Origin of the sequence: Rossellomorea sp. LJF3 (genome assembly GCF_037046045.1) — a bacterium.
Lineage (GTDB): Bacteria > Bacillota > Bacilli > Bacillales > Bacillaceae_B > Rossellomorea.
Map to the genome: position 1 here is coordinate 113503 of NZ_JBANLY010000001.1, position 17261 is coordinate 130763.

Annotated in this window: 16 protein-coding genes and 1 riboswitch; of the genes, 12 read left to right on the forward strand and 4 right to left on the reverse strand. The window is 41.6% G+C overall.

Going from position 1 to position 17261, the window contains the following annotated elements; all coding sequences use genetic code 11:
* Positions 1-163: 163 nt before the first annotated feature.
* The 3 genes from V8G47_RS00545 to V8G47_RS00555 all read left to right on the forward strand — a co-directional run bounded on the left by V8G47_RS00545 (position 164) and on the right by V8G47_RS00555 (position 3168).
* On the forward strand, positions 164-763 hold the full coding sequence (locus V8G47_RS00545; protein WP_336198367.1) for a histidine phosphatase family protein: 600 nt from the start codon (positions 164-166) through the stop codon (positions 761-763).
* Positions 764-1314: 551 nt separating this feature from the next.
* A complete protein-coding gene (locus V8G47_RS00550; protein WP_336198368.1) occupies positions 1315-2727 on the forward strand; it encodes an N-acetylmuramoyl-L-alanine amidase in 1413 nt (470 codons plus the stop codon).
* A 126-nt stretch (positions 2728-2853) separates the two neighbouring features.
* A complete protein-coding gene (locus tag V8G47_RS00555; protein WP_336198369.1) occupies positions 2854-3168 on the forward strand; it encodes a DUF3892 domain-containing protein in 315 nt (104 codons plus the stop codon).
* 58 nt (positions 3169-3226) lie between these two features.
* Here the strand turns inward: V8G47_RS00555 and V8G47_RS00560 are convergent, their stop codons facing one another.
* Together V8G47_RS00560 and V8G47_RS00565 are read right to left on the reverse strand one after the other, a co-directional pair.
* Positions 3227-3991: an AAA family ATPase gene (locus V8G47_RS00560; protein WP_336198370.1), complete on the reverse strand. Its 765-nt coding sequence runs from the start codon at positions 3989-3991 to the stop codon at positions 3227-3229.
* Between the two features lie 94 nt (positions 3992-4085).
* A complete protein-coding gene (locus V8G47_RS00565) occupies positions 4086-4322 on the reverse strand; it encodes a hypothetical protein (protein ID WP_336198371.1) in 237 nt (78 codons plus the stop codon).
* 203 nt (positions 4323-4525) lie between these two features.
* On the opposite strand from V8G47_RS00565, the gene V8G47_RS00570 reads away from it, so the two are divergent.
* The 3 genes from V8G47_RS00570 (at position 4526) to ltrA (ending at position 9198) form a co-directional block, all read left to right on the forward strand.
* Complete coding sequence (locus V8G47_RS00570; RefSeq protein ID WP_336198372.1) at positions 4526-6001, forward strand: flavin monoamine oxidase family protein; 1476 nt, start codon at positions 4526-4528, stop codon at positions 5999-6001.
* Between the two features lie 175 nt (positions 6002-6176).
* Positions 6177-7340 carry a stage II sporulation protein P gene (gene spoIIP / locus V8G47_RS00575; protein ID WP_336198373.1) on the forward strand — a complete coding sequence of 388 codons (1164 nt, stop codon included), beginning with the start codon at positions 6177-6179 and terminating at the stop codon, positions 7338-7340.
* A gap of 595 nt (positions 7341-7935) precedes the next feature.
* Positions 7936-9198, forward strand: a complete 1263-nt coding sequence (gene ltrA, locus V8G47_RS00580; RefSeq protein ID WP_336198709.1) for a group II intron reverse transcriptase/maturase — start codon at positions 7936-7938, stop codon at positions 9196-9198.
* 104 nt (positions 9199-9302) lie between these two features.
* Here ltrA and fbpA read toward each other — a convergent pair whose 3' ends face one another.
* Positions 9303-9518 carry a Fur-regulated basic protein FbpA gene (gene fbpA, locus V8G47_RS00585; RefSeq protein WP_336198374.1) on the reverse strand — a complete coding sequence of 72 codons (216 nt, stop codon included), beginning with the start codon at positions 9516-9518 and terminating at the stop codon, positions 9303-9305.
* 106 nt (positions 9519-9624) lie between these two features.
* Positions 9625-9732, reverse strand: a riboswitch (SAM riboswitch).
* Positions 9733-9948: 216 nt separating this feature from the next.
* Between fbpA and V8G47_RS00590 the strand changes: the two genes are divergently transcribed.
* Complete coding sequence (locus V8G47_RS00590; RefSeq protein ID WP_336198375.1) at positions 9949-11346, forward strand: protoporphyrinogen oxidase; 1398 nt, start codon at positions 9949-9951, stop codon at positions 11344-11346.
* Between the two features lie 153 nt (positions 11347-11499).
* Positions 11500-12342 (forward strand): aminoglycoside adenylyltransferase domain-containing protein, encoded by an 843-nt coding sequence (locus tag V8G47_RS00595; RefSeq protein WP_336198376.1) that lies wholly within the window; start codon positions 11500-11502, stop codon positions 12340-12342.
* Positions 12343-12384: 42 nt separating this feature from the next.
* On the opposite strand, the gene V8G47_RS00600 is transcribed toward V8G47_RS00595, so the two are convergent.
* Positions 12385-13383: an STAS domain-containing protein gene (locus tag V8G47_RS00600; RefSeq protein ID WP_442970771.1), complete on the reverse strand. Its 999-nt coding sequence runs from the start codon at positions 13381-13383 to the stop codon at positions 12385-12387.
* On the opposite strand from V8G47_RS00600, the gene V8G47_RS20805 reads away from it, so the two are divergent.
* From V8G47_RS20805 to V8G47_RS00615, 4 genes are all read left to right on the forward strand, one after another.
* Positions 13340-13462, forward strand: coding sequence for a hypothetical protein (locus tag V8G47_RS20805; RefSeq protein WP_442970772.1), 123 nt, complete (start codon positions 13340-13342; stop codon positions 13460-13462). The two genes, V8G47_RS00600 and V8G47_RS20805, sit on opposite strands and share 44 nt — an antisense overlap.
* A 117-nt stretch (positions 13463-13579) precedes the next feature.
* On the forward strand, positions 13580-15736 hold the full coding sequence (locus V8G47_RS00605; protein WP_336198378.1) for a YhgE/Pip domain-containing protein: 2157 nt from the start codon (positions 13580-13582) through the stop codon (positions 15734-15736).
* A gap of 118 nt (positions 15737-15854) precedes the next feature.
* Positions 15855-16742: a diacylglycerol/lipid kinase family protein gene (locus tag V8G47_RS00610; RefSeq protein WP_336198379.1), complete on the forward strand. Its 888-nt coding sequence runs from the start codon at positions 15855-15857 to the stop codon at positions 16740-16742.
* Positions 16743-16863: 121 nt separating this feature from the next.
* Positions 16864-17238, forward strand: a complete 375-nt coding sequence (locus V8G47_RS00615) for a nucleotide excision repair endonuclease (RefSeq protein ID WP_336198380.1) — start codon at positions 16864-16866, stop codon at positions 17236-17238.
* The last annotated feature ends 23 nt before the right edge of the window (positions 17239-17261 follow it).

The window sequence follows — 17261 nt, forward strand, 5'->3', positions numbered from 1 at the left end:
TATCATCTGCTTCTTTATTCCAAACATTTATAGAAAAATATGTTAAAATTTATGGAATAAGTGAGGGACGGACCTTTGGCAACATTTTTACGTTCACTAACTTCCCTGGATGGTATTTGTACAAAAAAGTAGAAGCATTATGTGAGTAATTGGAGGGAATTCTATGGAAACCGAAGTTTATTTTATTAGACACGCTCACTCAGTATTCTCGTTAGAGGATGAAGAAACGAGGGGATTGTCTAAAATAGGTTGGGAAGATGCAAAGGAAATCACCGAAATAATGATTGGAAAAAACATAGACTACATACTATCAAGTCCCTATACACGTGCGATACAAACCGTAGAAGGTCTTGCCCGTAAACTAAAGAAAGAAATTATCTTAGATGAACGCTTCAGGGAGAGAGACCTTGCTGCAAGAGATCATCATTTTGATGATCCTTCAAAAGCTATAAAATATGTTTTTGAACATCCCCTATTTCACTACCCTGGGGGTGAATCAAATAACGACGTGCAGGCAAGAGGGGTTGAGGCTCTAAGGGAACTCATTTCAGCCTACAAAGGGGAAAAAATTGCAATAGGGATTCACGGGCACATCATGACCTGCACGATGAACTACTTTTCTGATCAGTATAATCTTGATTTTTGGAAAGGAACATCAAAACCTGATATCTATAAACTTCAAATTGATGAGCACTTTCATCTCATCAATTGTAAACGGCTTTGGACCCAGAAAAAGGAACCCGATCTATTGAAAATTTTATAACTTGAAAAAGTTGTCCATTTTTTAAAAAATTAAGTTGCTTGTCCTCACCAACCCGACACTTTAGACATAAAGTGTTCTATGGAGGTGATGCATTGGCAAGAAAAATACTACAATATCTTTTTCTCAGTCGATCCGTAACTCATGCCAATTTAGAAATGGGATCTCCTTCCCTCTCGAATCCGTACGTTGCACAGTTTGGGGTAACCCTTAGGCCCCATATTAAGGTATAGAAACAATGATTATAAGATCAACAGTTCATACTGAAAAAATCGAAGCGAACACAGTATGGAACTCCGCCGGTCGAGAAATACAATGATAATGAATAAAGTGAATAAGAACGTGTTTTTCGCAATACAATAGAGAGAAAGAAAAACTAAACCCTATAAGAAAGTCCCCTCCATGAATATAGAATCGTGCGTGAAAAAGTGTTTCCTGTTCCTTGGCAGGGAACCTTTTTTATATTGAAAAGAGGTGGCGATAGGAAATTGTCCAAGCATGCTTGTCCGTTTGAGAATATAGTACTATATGTCAAACTCTTAGGAGGAAGTTAATTGAAAACCATCATGATTGATCCGGGACATGGAGGATCTGATCCTGGTGCCACATATAAAGGAAACGAAGAAAAGAACTTCAATCTTTTGACGGCCGTTGTGGTCAGGGACTATTTAGTGTCGAATTACAATGTAAAGGTGTTAATGACGAGAACCGGGGACCAAACCTTATCTCTTTCGGATAGATCCAACCTTGCCAATCGCTCGAACTTGGATTTGTTTTTATCCATTCACCATAATGCAGGTGGAGGGACAGGGTTTGAAAGCTATGTATACAATAGAAGTATACCGACACAGACTTTATCATATCAAAAAATAATCCACGAAAAAGTAATAGAAGCCGTTCAGCCATTCAAAGTAACAGACAGAGGGAAGAAGAGAGCAAATTTTCATGTACTCCGTGAAACCAAAATGCCATCGGTGTTGGTGGAAGTTTTGTTTATTGATACCCCTAAGGACGTTGCACTCTTGAATGATACAAAGTTCAGACAGGCAGTAGGGATTTCGCTTGCAAAAGGCGTTGCCAAAGCACTTGCACTTCCGGCAAAAGTTTCGGGCAATCAGCCACTTTTCAGAGTGATCGCCGGGTCATTTACAGAACGGAAGAATGCAGAAGACCGGGTGAAAGAGTTGAAAGCTGTTTCATTTGAAGCGTTTATAGATGTGGTAGTCGTTTCTGGGAAAACGTATTTCAGGGTTCAAACTGGGGCTTTTTCAGTTAGGGAAAATGCAGAAGATCAGATAATAGCATTAAGCCGGGTAGGGATCGATGCCTTCCTTTTAAGAGAAGAGGCAGCGCCAGCTCCTGTGCCAACTGAGCCTCCGCCAACCTTTCCACCTGAACCTACCAAGCCTCCACAGCCGCCCGGTATTGATTATTCCATTATAGGAACATCTATTATCCAAGCCAAACAATTAGATGAATTTGTGAAAGCAGTGAATCCTTCCGCACCCTTAGTGGGGAAATTTTACACTTTTTATGGGGACCTTTACGGCATCCGGGGAGATGTCGCATATGCACAAGCCATTCACGAAACCAATTATTTCAGATTCACAGGACAAGTGAAACCTTCTCAAAATAACTATGCAGGGATCGGTACAACCGGACCTGGAAATGATGGGGCTTCATTCGCCACTCCTGAACAGGGGGTACTTGCTCACATCCAGCACCTATACGCGTACGCATCGACTGAACCACTCCCTGAAGGGGCACCACTTGTGGACCCGCGATTTACCCTGGTCACCAGAGGTTCTGCAAAGAACTGGACGGACCTGAATGGGAAGTGGGCTGTTCCAGGAACTACCTATGGTCAAAGCATTCTTTCTATTTATAAAAGAAATATTGAAGATGCCATAAAATCTATTGAAAGTCAGAAAGTATTGCTGATTAATGCGCTGGATAAATTGAATTAGGCTGAAAGAGAGTGCTGAATGGTCGGCACTCTTCATTTTTTTACAATAAATAAACGCATTATTCAGTCCGTACATATGTATGGAACGAGTCGCAAATACTAAACGTATGTTCGGGAGGTGAGTACAATGGAAAAAAAGAATTTTGAACAAATTTATGAAGAATACAAGCAACAAGGGAAGGTCCAGGCTAAAATTGAGATGGCTGATGAACTTTCTACAGGAGCAGAACAAATTATTGCTGTTAGAAGAAATAGTGACGATGACCTTATCGCCTTCAAGACTGAGAGTGGTAGGGAACTGGATTATATAACCGCTTTAGAAGAGGCAAAAGCCGGAAAGATCGCTCATGTCGATGTGATTCATCGCTATGGCAGGGATGTCTTACGAAGTGAGCCGGATGGGCTGAAAGAAAATAATCTTAGTGAACTTCCTTCTTTCTAAGAAGGAAAAAAAGACGAGCATATCCCAATATGGGGCATGCTCGTCTTGAGGGACGGACCTATCCTTTTTCCTCCTTGAATAAATGATGCAGCATTCGTTCCCGATCTTCAAAAAATTGTTTCATGATCTGGTAGTGACTCGTTTCCTCGAGGTTTGCTTCACTTAACCCATTATCCGTTAGCTGAATGAGGTTCGATGAAGGATAGGCCATTAAGATGGGAGAATGAGTAGCGATAATAAATTGAGAATGATCCTTGACCAGTTCATGTATGCGGGAAAGCATGGATAGTTGCCTCAAAGGAGAAAGTGCAGCTTCCGGCTCATCCAGAATATAAAGACCTTTTCCTCGAAATCTGTTCATGAAGGTCGAAAAGAATGCTTCCCCGTGAGATTGCTCATGCAGGGATTTCCCTCCAAACGAGTCGATTACCTTTGGAGCTGTTAAAGGGTCCCGGTCCATTTCTTCAATATTCGTCGCTACATTATAAAAGCTTTCCGCCCTTAGGAAAAAACCGTCTTGAGGACGATCGATCCCCCTTACCACCTTCATGTATTGATCCAGGTTTGAGTAGGAATCATATGTAGAAAAAGTAAAATTAAGCGACCCTCCCTCAGGGTTAAATCCAATGGCCATGGCAATAGCTTCTAATAACGTGGATTTACCCATTCCATTTTCTCCGACGATTAACGTGACATTTGGATGAAGGGAAAGATCCTTTAAGTAACGTATACTTGGAATATTAAAAGGATAAGAGTGTAATGAGGGGAGGTCTTCTCTCTTGAGCGACACTGACCGTATGTAAGGTTGGTGATAAAACGACATGGTCTAGCTCCTTTTTATCTTTAGAGTACCATAAAGGATCATGATACATATACAAAAAACTGCCATTACCGGAGTAAAGGCAGTTCGTTTCACGTTATCTTGAAGGTTCAAGCAGCAATACACTTTCTATAGTCGTCGCCAATAGGCTGATATCAGTGAATTCTTCCACTTTCATTGTATCCACATAAGTGATGCGGAAACATTCCGTGTCCTGATGGTAAGTAACAGTCATAACTGGTGAGTGCTCATGGTTGGAAATCGTATGAACAATCTCACTTTCCTTGAATTCCTTAAGCGTCTTGAGCATGGTTACGATATTTTCTAGTGACATATAACATGTCTCCCTTCTACTGCTAGAGGGATTGACTAAATACAGTCTCGTAGACCCAATGAACCTTAAGTATAACATAGAACAGGGAAAATAGAAACATGCGTTCTGAAAACAACTGGAAATGATCATTATGTCACAGGAAACAAATGTATACCCCCATATTTGAATTCATATGATGAAATAGCAAGGGAGGTAGGTGTAGAATGGACGATCGATTAATGAGGGATTCCCCTTCTGAATTGAAGTATCCGGATGATATGCTTTCCATCATTCGAGAGGGATTAAACCCCTCTACATCCAAACGGATCATCATCATAGGTGCCGGGATGAGTGGACTGGTTGCAGCCTCGACATTAAAAGAGGCAGGGCATGATATCGTGATTCTTGAAGGAAACAAAAGAATCGGGGGAAGGGTTTATACCGTTCGGAAGCCATTTACCTCCGGAAATTATATGGATGCCGGTGCCATGAGGATCCCCGATAACCATCGATTGGTATTTGAGTATATACGTAAATTCAAATTGGCATTTCAACCATTTCAAAATTCCTCTTCAAAAGACCTGTTTTTAGTAAATAACATTTTAGTGACGAGAAAACAGTACGAAGCTGATCCGGATATTCTGCAATATCCTCTCCCCGAAAGTGAAAGGGGGAAAACCGCTTCTGAGCTCTTTCTTGAAGCTACCAAGCCTTTTATAGATTTATATAATAACAGTGAACACAGTGAACAGTTGAAATTAATTAAGCAATACTCGAATTATTCAGTGGGGCAATTCCTGTCCAACAACCCGTTTGGAAAATCCTTATCGTTGAATGCCATCCGGAAAATAAATGTCATCCTCGGGATCGAAGGATTTCCGGAGTTTTCATTTGTTGATATATTAAAAGATATTATTTTTCCTATCTTTAGAAAAGAGACGAAGTTTTATGAAATAAGAGGTGGGAATGACCGATTGCCGTATTCATTTATGGGTGACCTACAGTCTCATATTTATATGAACCAAAAAGTGACCCGTATCATTCAGTCTAAATCGGGTGTCGTCGTTCAAACGGTCAACCCATTGGACGGAACGGGAAGGGAGTATCAAGCTGACTATGTGATTGTCACGATTCCCTTTACCGTATTTCAATTTATTGATGTCGTCCCCTATAACTCGATTTCTTTCAAAAAATGGCAGGCGATCCGTGAAGTGACCAATATTCCTTCTGTGAAAATCGGTATCGAGTTCAGAAGTCGCTTCTGGGAGGAAATGAATTACGGAAACATTGTATCCGATCTTCCCACCCGATTTACTTATATGCCCAGTCATGACATAGGGAGCAGCAAACCTGGTGTGATGCTGGCAAGCTACAGTTGGGGTCAAAACGCTCTCTTATGGAATAGTAAATCGAAGGAAGCAATCATTTCAGAAGTGTTGAAGGATCTTTCCAGGGTTTATGGAAATCGGGTTTATACAGAACTACTGAATTATTTTGTTTATAATTGGAGCAGAAATCCTTTCTCGGCAGGATGCTTCACTCTATATACACCTGGTCAGGAAGCTGACATCGGGGATTATGTCCGGACACCCGAAGGCAGGATCCATTTTGCAGGCGAACACACGTCCTCTTTTCATGGTTGGATAGAAGGTGCGGTGGAATCCGGTATAAGGGCTGCATATGAAGTGAATGGGCGATAAACCAAAGACGCATCTCATCATGCGTTTTGTTTACGTTCAGTTCGTTTTTAGAAAAATGATTTTCCATTTGTGTCCTGTCCTATAGGAAATCAGACCGAATCCTGAAAAAACCTTCTACTCTATCGACACTCTGCATAAAGTTAACTATTAAATACTTTATATAGGGGTACTGATGATGTCGTATAAGTCTCGAAATAATAATAGCTTAGTCCCACTAGTATTCGTATCTATGAAAGCCGTCATCCGGGTAGTGTTGATAGGGATCATCATGATGTATGTAATGGTGTGGCTGATTTCATCGACGGCCATTAAATTGAGGGTGGACAGCCTTTTCTATACTTCGGTATCAGAGCTTGTTCCGAAAGAGACATTCCTTATGCTTCTGTCACAGGAATTGACGGGTTTACGCATCGAGAATAAAGAGGCCATGAATACCGACTTTGATTGGTTGGAAAGCGTGACGAATGTATCTCTGCTTGACCCCAGGAGTCTATTTGGAAGGGAAATCCCTGGAATCGAAAATTATCATACGCATATAGCCGTTGCCGGAAAAGGGACGGACATTACCAATTTACCTAATGAGTCGCCAGCGCCAACGGAGGACCAGCTGAAGGATCAGGAAATCGATCAGAACCAAGTCGATCAAGCCAATCATAACTCAGGTGACGGTGTGCAGGAGATTGAAGAAAAATCCGTATTCATTTATCACTCCCACAGCTGGGAAGCCTTTAGCCCATTAATTAAAAACAATGATTCAAAAGATCCGGCCAGTACCAATGAAAAGGTCAATGTCATTGCGGTCGGTTCAAAATTGAAACAGGAACTTGAATCACGAGGCATTGGGGCAGTGCAGGATAAGACAGATGTAAATAAAGCATTAAAAAACAAATCATGGACCTATTTTGAATCCTATAAGCTGACAAGGGGATTGGTTCAGGAAGCCCTTGCACAAGATGACGATTTAACCTATTTAATAGATATTCACCGGGACTCCCAGCCCCGAAACATTACGACCAAAACGATTAATGGTAAGGATTATGCACGCCTATTTTTTATTGTAGGAAAAGAAAATAAGAATTTTGAAAAGAATCTCAAAATAGCGAAAGAATTAAATGCTAAATTAGAAGAGAAGTACCCTGGTATCAGCAGGGGGGTTTTCGTTAAAACAAAAGCGGAAGGAAACGGGGTCTACAATCAGGATTTAACTGAACGGGCGATGCTCCTTGAATTTGGTGGGGTGGAAAATAACTTAGTGGAATTATATAATTCCACCGAAGCATTTGCGGAGATCTTTGCCGCCTATTATAAGAAGGATGCCGTTGAGGTAAATGCTCAATAATATTGAAATGACGTGAGCCATAGGCCCGCGTCATTTTTTGTTGTGCGCCCGGCATGGGTGTGATCTATAGGGTGAGAGTCCCGAGCCGTGAAGACAGTTGTAGCGGTTAGCTTAACGCAAGGGTGTCCGGGGCGACCCGGAATCTGAAGGAAGCGGGCGGCAAACCTCCGGTCCGAGGAACACGAATCTCATATAAGGCTTGTTGCACTGGATAAGTCTGCAATACAAGATGAAGTCCGAACTGTCGAAGGTGCAGAAAGTAAATGAGGCGGATAGATGGAGGGAAAGATTGCACTCTTACCCGGGGAGATCTGGCGGATACGCCTTGAATACTTGGTAACCGGAGAAGCGATTCTCCGCTGAACCGCCAGAAGTCAGCCGAGGTCATAGTACCGGCTTTTCTCGAGGAAGCCGGGAAGGACTGAACAATCAAGAGAGTGCCACGACTTGGCTCATGGTAACTGAGAGACTCACAGACAATCTGAAAAGAGCTGTCCATTTAGAGGTAACGGTGAATTCCGTGAGGGCTGGTGGAAGTGTGAGGCAGGGCCATCGAAAGAGGAAACGTGACACACGAAGGAAAGGAATATCAGTGATGTTGATTAATATGATTCTGTCTAAACCGAATATGCTTGAAGCACTGAAACGTGTAGAGCGTAATAAGGGAAGCCATGGCGTGGATCTTATGCCCGTACAAAACCTGCGATCGCATATCATGCACGAATGGCAGTCGATTCGAAAGAATCTCCTTGGGGGAACCTACAAGCCGGACCCGGTACGTCGGATCGAAATCCCGAAACCAGACGGCGGCGTCCGGTTGTTGGGTATCCCAACGGTAACAGACCGTATGATTCAACAATCAATTGCCCAGATACTCTCTCAGATATACGATCCAACCTTCTCTGATCATAGTTATGGGTTCCGACCAAATCGGAGTGCCCATGACGCCGTCAGAAAAGCGAAAACGTATATCCAGGAAGGATATCGCTGGGTTATCGATATTGACTTAGAGCAGTTCTTTGACAGAGTGAATCATGATAAGGTCATGGGTCTTCTTGCGAAGAAAATAAAAGACAAAGCACTTCTGAAACTGATTCGTTCTTACCTCAATGCCGGAATTATGATAGAAGGTGTAAAGGTGAAGAGTGAGGAAGGTACTCCACAGGGAGGCCCTCTCAGTCCATTGCTTTCTAACATCATTTTGAATGAACTGGACCAGGAATTAGAGAAACGGGGGCTTCGCTTTGTACGGTACGCAGATGATTGTAATATCTACGTCCGTACGCCAAAAGCCGGTAACCGGGTGATGAATTCAGTGACAACGTTTCTTGAGAAGAAACTTAAACTGAAGGTAAATCGAAAGAAATCTGCGGTGGACCGACCTTGGAGAAGAACGTTCCTTGGCTTTAGTTTCACATCAAATCGTAAACCAAAAGTCAGAGTTGCCTCCAAAAGTATAAAACGGTTGAAACAGAAAATCCGTTCTCTAACTTCTAGATCTTCAGGGTGGTCGATGGAGGGGCGAATCAGAAAGCTGAACCAATATTTAATGGGATGGATCGGCTATTTTCAGCTCGCTGATACACCCAGCTTCCTAAAATACCTGGATGCATGGATCAGAAGAAGATTACGAATGTGTCTGTGGAAGCAGTGGAAACTGCCGAAAACGAAGGTCCGCAACCTCATTGCGCTCGGCGTTCCAAAATGGAAGGCATATGAGTGGGGTAATACCCGAAAGGGTTATTGGAGGATCGCACAAAGTCCAATACTACACAAAACCCTTGGCAATTCCTTCTGGAATCGCCAAGGGCTCCTAAGTCTTATCGTTAGGTATGAAAGTCTTCGTCAATCATCTTGATTGAACCGCCGTATACCGATCGGTACGTACGGTGGTGTGAGAGGTCGGGGATTAATCATCCCCTCCTACTCGATTGACCATTCCCGAAATGATAAACCAGGCTTCTAACTGGTTAGCTTCGTGCAATTCTTCCAATGAATAGAGCCGACATCACTATGAGGATGGCATTCCTTTTGGATATAATGATGTTCCTCCTCCAGTTCTCTTAATGTCAATTCAAATAATTGTTTATTGCCTTTTTTGAAAATGTTATGGACAATCAATTTGTTAATTAACTCATTTCTTCGTTTATTGACTGCTTCCTGAAGATTTTCATCCATTATCATCACTCTCCTTAAAATGTTAAAGAACAGAAGAAGAGACTTTTTAATGTAAAAAGCCAACTTCCTAGTAAGATAAGAAGAAGGCTTTAGCTGTAAAAACTTCAACTTATCTTTCAAGCTTAACGCTTGTGGAATTAGCACAGTGTTCTAGAAAATAGAATCTGTTGCTGAGGTATCATCGGGCCAATCCCTCTACCTCTCTGGATAAGTGGCTATGTGGTTATCAGAGTTTAATTATATGTTATATCAAACTATTCCTAGTTGTCAACTGTGAATTAGGCGTAAATAGTCAAGAAGGAACGAGGATCAAACATGATACCTTATTCTAATTAGGTGCTATATTCCTATTTCAGACACAGTTTCTTTTTCTAATCTCTCTAAAACATGATAATCTGTATACATACACGTAATTAATGGAGTGGATGGTATGAAGAAAGTGGTTATCGTAGGTGGGGGCATTACAGGCTTAACAGCTCTCTATTACCTGCAAAAAATGTCCAGGGAACAAAACCTGGATATTGAGTCCGTGTTAATTGAACGGGATCAACAGCTCGGTGGTAAGATCAGGACGGTAACGGAAGGTGACTTTATTATGGAAGCTGGCGCAGATTCCATTGTAGCCCGTAATGAGGGAGTACTTCCATTGGTTGATGAACTTCAACTTCAAAACGAACTCGTCTATAACGAAACAGGAACATCTTACATATACACAAATGGTGAACTGCATAGAATACCTCCTGACACGATCTTCGGTATTCCCATGAGCGTAGAAGCACTTAATGAAAGCACACTGATTTCTGAAGCCGGAAAGAAAGCGGCTCTTTCTGACCTGGAGACGGAAAATACTGTATTCACGAAGGAAAGTTCCATCGGAGAATTTCTGGAAGCATTTCTCGGAAAGGAACTTGTGGAAAATCAGATTGCACCTGTATTATCAGGAGTTTATTCGGGTAACTTGTATAAACTGACCATGGCTTCGACTCTTCCATATCTTCTTGATTATAAAAATGAATATGGAAGCATTATCAAAGGATTATCTGCGAACAAGCAGAGATTCAAAGGGTCTTCCAATAAAAAGTTTATTTCCTTTAGACATGGATTATCCACCATTATCGACCGTCTGGAAGAAAAGTGCGCTGATGCCACGATCCTAAAAGGAACTGAGACAAAAAATCTCCATATGAGTGCTGACAAATATGAGCTCACGTTAAAAGGTCATGAAAGCATCCAAGCAGATGCGGTCATATTTGCAACACCACATGATGTGACTCAACAGATTTTAAATCGTGAAACACTAAATAAAGATTTTAATACCTTAAGGAACTCTTCTTTGATCTCCATCTATCTGGGATTCAATGTTCCCGACGAAGAGCTCCCGGATGATGGCACTGGGTTTATTGTTTCCAAAGGCAGTGAAGTGAAGTGCGATGCATGTACATGGACGAGCCGGAAATGGAAACACACATCTAGAAACCACAATCTTCTGGTAAGGCTCTTTTATAAAAGCACGAGTCCTCATTACGAACAGTTAAAGAATTTGAATGAGGACGAACTGACAAGAGTGGCACTGAATGATATAAAGAAGAGCGTCGGAATCAATGGGGATCCCATTTCAGTGGAAGTGACCGATTGGAAAGATTTAATGCCGAATTATCATCTTTCACACAATCAGGCCTTGCAGGCATTGGAGAGGGTGCTCTCAACTGAAATGCCCCAAGTGAAGTTGGCCGGGGCCTCCTACTACGGTGTGGGGATAGGTGCATGTATTCAAAACGGGAAGAAAACAGCAGAGTCGATTATAGAAGCCATCATGAAAGAAGCTTGACCTCATAAGGTCAAGCTTCTTTAGTTAATGAAAAATAAAATTATCACCTAAATGAAAGTTATCTATTGAATGCTGTCCTATAATTTGAAATAATTGGATATTGGGGATATCAGAGTTCCTTAAACGAAATCTTTTATAGGAGGAAAACATGACATGACAAACGTACCAAAAATCGTACACAGCGTACTGGATGAATATATTAAACTTTTCAATACATATCTGCCGGAAACCCTAGAAGGATTGTACTTACATGGGTCCGTTGCCCTGGGAGCATTTGTGAGTGATTCCAGTGACATTGATTTTATTACCGTAACCAACCGTCGACTAACCACAGAAGATTCCGACGTACTTAATCGTATTCATACAACACTACAGCAAACCTTTCAAAAACCGGAAATGGACGGGGTATATATTTTAAAAGAAGATTTCGGGAACATGGATCCAACCAGTAAAGGTGATACTGAAATGTACGCATACTATAACAATGGTGAATTGAAGTTTGGAGAATATTTCAACTTTAACCCTATCACGTGGTATTTAGTGAAACATAAGGAGATTAGAGTTGTAGGACCTGAAATTTCCTCATCCTTTTCAGGGCCATCCAGAGAGGAATTGTGCGAATATGTCCTTCATAATATGAATACGTATTGGGCTGGGAGACTACATACCATTGAAGAATCAGTAGATGAGATAAAGCATTACCCCACCGCTATGATTGATGCTGAAATAGAGTGGTCGGTCCTTGGAGTTCTTCGTCAGTATTACACATTGAAAGAAGCGTCTATCATTTCAAAGCAGGATGCAGGTCTTTATGGATTGCAGGAACTTCCTGAAGAGTGGCATAGTCTGATTAGGGAAGCGATGGGCATCCGTTCAGGGTTGAATGGAATTGATTCAGACTCAAATGACATTAGGGTAAAGCAAACCATTAAGTTTTTAAAATACGTGATTTCTCTCTGTAATCATATGTATGTGGAACATCATACCCAACGCTAGGGTACAAGGTAAAAGGCAGGAAATAATCCTGCCTATTTACTATTACATCTTCTTGATAATTTCCATCCCTAATTGATCCAGCGCGTAGTTGACACCTTGTTGCAGGATTGAAAAGCAGGGAATATGGTTCATACGATAGCCCCTCTGAGTGACCTTAATACTCAATTCAGAAGAAATCCCCACAAGTAAACATTTAGTACCTAATAGGGAGGCTGCACTTACGAATTTCTGAATGAAAGATAACGTATAATCATCCACCCTGCTGAGACTGGTTAAATCGATAATCAGAAATTCAGCTTTGTAACGCGGCAGATTGAGAAGGGTTTTATTCAGCAATTCTTCAGCTCGAGTTTCATTATATCTACCAACAAGAGGGACCACGAGAATCGAGTCCAATACAGGAATGATCGGTGAAGAAATTTCTTTTATGATCTCGGATAACACTTCGGTTCTCTGCTTCGTAATGCGCTCCAATTCTTGTTGGGCTGCTAAGGTTTGCTCTTCCATTAGCGCATTCACATTCAAAGAGGGGGAGATATCGGATGCGAAAAACTCATAGACGCTGCAGTCGTCACCACTGATCTGGCTTTTGACCACCCGGTACCAAACTTTGGAGCCGAATATTCCAGTCAGTACACCAGCCCAATGACCTGGCATGAATGTTCCTTCTTTTTCTTTTCCCTGTGCAACATTCACTTTATACTCCCACCCGTTACAAAATTGCACGACTGCCTTTTTTTCTTCAATGGAATACGATAAGATTTCTGTAATTCCCCAGCCGGCCGTTACATAAGTGTTGGGGAGTTTATCCAGTATTTCTTCCGGTTTCCCAATAGATTTTAAGTAAAAATCACTGACAATCAGGCCGGTACGGTAGCCCGCCGTCTCAAGGACCAATCTTGCCTCTTTTTCCCCGGCTATTTCCTCGATGGAATCGATCAGCGTTTTAAACGCTGTATTAACCCAAAATAATACAACCTCATCATTTTCAAATGTGATGGATCCCTTATCCAAATCCCAATCAAATAATGAGCCATTCACATCAATATCATACTTTGTCATCACATTAACCCCCATCAATGGCAGAATAATTTCTATTTTTTCTTATGTAAATGATTAATTCAAATACTATTCTTTTACCCATACCGGATTACTGATAAACCATAGTGTAGTGAAGTGCCATTGGTTGGGTAAACTAAGTTCCAAACCAATGCTTTGGGACAAAGGCGGAATACATATGCAAAACATCTGGAGAATTTTCTATAAGGACATCAAAAATGTATCGAGGAACTGGGTGGCTGCATTCCTGATAGGAGGCTTGATGTTATTACCTTCCCTTTATGCCTGGTTTAATATCGGTGCTTCCTGGGACCCATACAGTAAGACCGATCAGCTTCCGGTCGGGATCGTGAATGAAGATAAGGGTGCGGAACTCAAGGGGGAAAAATTGAATATCGGGGATAATCTTGTAAAGGAATTAAAGAAAAATGAGGATATGAACTGGAAGTTTGTTGACAGAAAAAAAGCGATGGATCGCGTTGAATACGGGGATTATTTCGCTGTCATCATCATTCCTGATGACTTCTCGGGGAAGTTGGCAACCGTCATAGACGATAAACCTGAAAAGGCGACCTTGGAATATTACGTAAACGAAAAGATCAATGCCATCGCACCGAAAATTACAGAATCCGGGGCAGGTGGGATCGTCGATAAAATAACAGGTTCATTTATATCCACTGTCAATGGGACCATATTTGAACTGTTTAATGAGCTTGGAATTGAGATTCAAAAGGATCTCCCTGACATCAAAAGGTTTGAGGAGTATGTATTTACAATAGATCGAAAGTTACCGGGTATCGGTGCTGCCCTGAATGAATCTTTGTCGGATGCCGAGAGTGCCAAACGGATCATTCGGAAAGCGCAGGCTGAAATCCCAGATGTAAACAGTGTGACGAATAAGGGACTTGATACGATCGATCGGACAACGGATTTTCTCAACAATGCTGAAAATGAATTAAATGAGTTGGCTCCAACCATTCAGGAAGGTTTAGAGCAGGTACAGGAAATGACTTCCAAGGTCAATGAGTTGCTGGGGCAAATTCAAACCTCTTCCGTAGACCTTAGTGGAGCTGAAACCATCAACAAAGGAATTGCTGATAAGCTTGCTTCTTCCATCCAAACGATTGACACGGTTGAAACTTCCTTACAATCGTTACAGAAAAATGAAGAAAACCCAAACCAGGAACAGATTGAACAGGCCATGAATCAGCTGGAAGAAGTTAAGTTGGAAATGCAGACGATACAAAAAGAAGGTCAGAAACTTAGTGATTTCGTTGGAACAAAGCAACAAGACGTGAACGAATTGATCAAGGGCATCAAAGATCGTGCGCGTAAAACGAATAATGACGTGGATGAACTTATAAAAAGGTACAAACAATCGATTGAACCGGCTGTATTGGGTGAGGTAGCTAAAGCGAAGGGGACCTTGAATCAAGCAAGGAACATCCTTCAAGACATCCAAGGGACCATTCCGGAAGTGGAAAGGATTCTCTCTAAAACAGATAAGAATATCGACAAAGGAACTGAAACCCTCCAAAGCGTTTCAAGCCAATTTCCGTATATTAAAGAAAAAATCAGCCGGCTTGCCGGACGTATCAGGGATATCCAGGGGGAAACCGATATCAATGAAATCATTGATCTCCTTCGGAATGATCCCAATGCAGAGAAAAGCTTCTTTGAAGAACCGGTTGTCTTAAATAAAAATAGTTTATTTCCAATCCGGAATTATGGGGCTGCCATGACCCCATTTTATACTGTGTTAGCCATCTGGGTAGGTGCACTTTTGTTAATCTCGCTATTAGCAACGGAAGTCATCGCACCACATGAATTTACTGAAAGGGAAATCTATTTTGGTAAACTTCTGACGTTTCTCAGCATTGGGTTCATACAAGCCATGATTGTAACAGTTGGAGACATTTTTATCCTGGGGGTTCATATTGCAGAACCTGGTTGGTTTATTGGCTTCGGATTATTCATCAGCATTGTTTTTATGATTGTGGTGTATACATTGGTATCGGTATTTGGGAATATCGGTAAAGCGATGGCCATCGTCCTTCTGGTCCTGCAGATTGCAGGAGCCGGCGGGACTTATCCTGTGCCCCTTTTGCCGGTTTTTTTCCAAACCATCCATCCCTTCCTCCCATTTTCTTATAGCATCGATCTCATGAGGGAAGCGGTTGGTGGGATCGTTTGGGAGAGAGTGTATAGAGATATATTAATTCTAAGTCTGTTTGGCCTCATTGCCTTACTTTTCGGCACATTTTTCAAAGGGCTTCTAAGTAAAAGGACAAAAGCTTTTATGAAAAAATCAAAAGAGTCCGGGTTGTTTCATTGATCATATGGAAATCAGGTTATTCAATTAGCTGCCCTGCTTTTTCATGTTGGAAAAGGATTCCTCTCTTTACATTTAGGGTAAAGCCTAAGGAATCCATAATGTAAAGGGAGGAAATAGCGTGAAGCAAGCCATGTTAATCGTCAATCCATCTTCTGGGAAGGAATTGGGTGAACAATATAGTGACCATGCACTTAAAACGATGAATGAGATGGGATATGAGACCGTTTTGCGATTGACTAAAGGAGAGGGGGACGCAATGGATTTTGCTAGGGAAGCTTGTGAGAAAAGATATGATTTCCTTGCTGCGATGGGCGGGGACGGCACGATCAATGAAGCCATTAATGGGATGGCTGAACAGGAGTACCGTCCTTTATTCGGCCTCATCCCGCTCGGTACGGTCAACGATTTTGCACGCGCTCTCCATATTCCAATGAAACCTGAAGAAGCAATCGACATCTTTAAACATAATCATGTCCAGAAAACCGACGTCGGAAAGATCAATGATCGATACTTCATCAATATTGTGGCAGTCGGGGCATTGGCAGAGGCTTCATTTTCCACACCGGTTGAACAGAAATCAAAGCTTGGTCCACTTGCCTATATAATAGAAGGAATGAAGAAAATGAAAGAGAAGCAGCCGTTCGAGCTTAAGGTCCAATCTGAACATGATTGGGAAGGGGAAGCCCTTCTTATGCTTGTTGCCCTGACCAATTCTGTAGGGGGGATGGAAACCATCGCACCGGAAGCCAAGGTGAATGATGGACAGCTTCATGTCTTTATCATTAAAGATATGGCTCTTCCCAAATTCCTTTTATTACTTCCTAAAATCCTGCTGGGTGAATTAGCAGAAAGTGAACATGTACATTATATGAAAGTGACCAAACTCCAGGCGAAATCCACCTATGAAATGATAGCAAATGTCGATGGGGACGAGGGAGACAAACTTCCCATCACAATAGAAAATTTGAAACAGCATCTGGACATTCTCGTTCCCGTTCATAAATAAGATGTCGCAAAACGAAATATCAGGTGGAGATCCTTTTTTACCTAAGTGCTTCGTAGTATAGTAATTCTATCCTTTTTGTGTTACCATTACTTCTTAGAGCAAACAAAGGACGTGACCATTCATGATAAACATTCAAATCCCTCAAGCGGATATTTCCATAACGGAACGAAAACAAGCAAAAGACTCAGAAGAACCAAAGATCAAAAGCATTCAAGGCTTTATCGATCTTCACGAAATTCCAAGAGATAAGGGCGGCATCATCTTATTTTATAATATCAATGATGACCTTCTATTCGTAGGGAAAGCCAGAAAGCTGCGACAAAGAGTAAAGAAGCATCTTGAAGATACTGTATCACCGCTGCGTAATCACAGAGATGAAGTCTACCGAATCGATGTAGCTATCGTAGAGGACGCCATGGATCGTGACATTTATGAAACATACATCATCAATAAACTTCAAGCGAAATATAATGTAGACAAAGTATTCTATAAGTAAGAAATCAAAAAGGTACCAGGGTC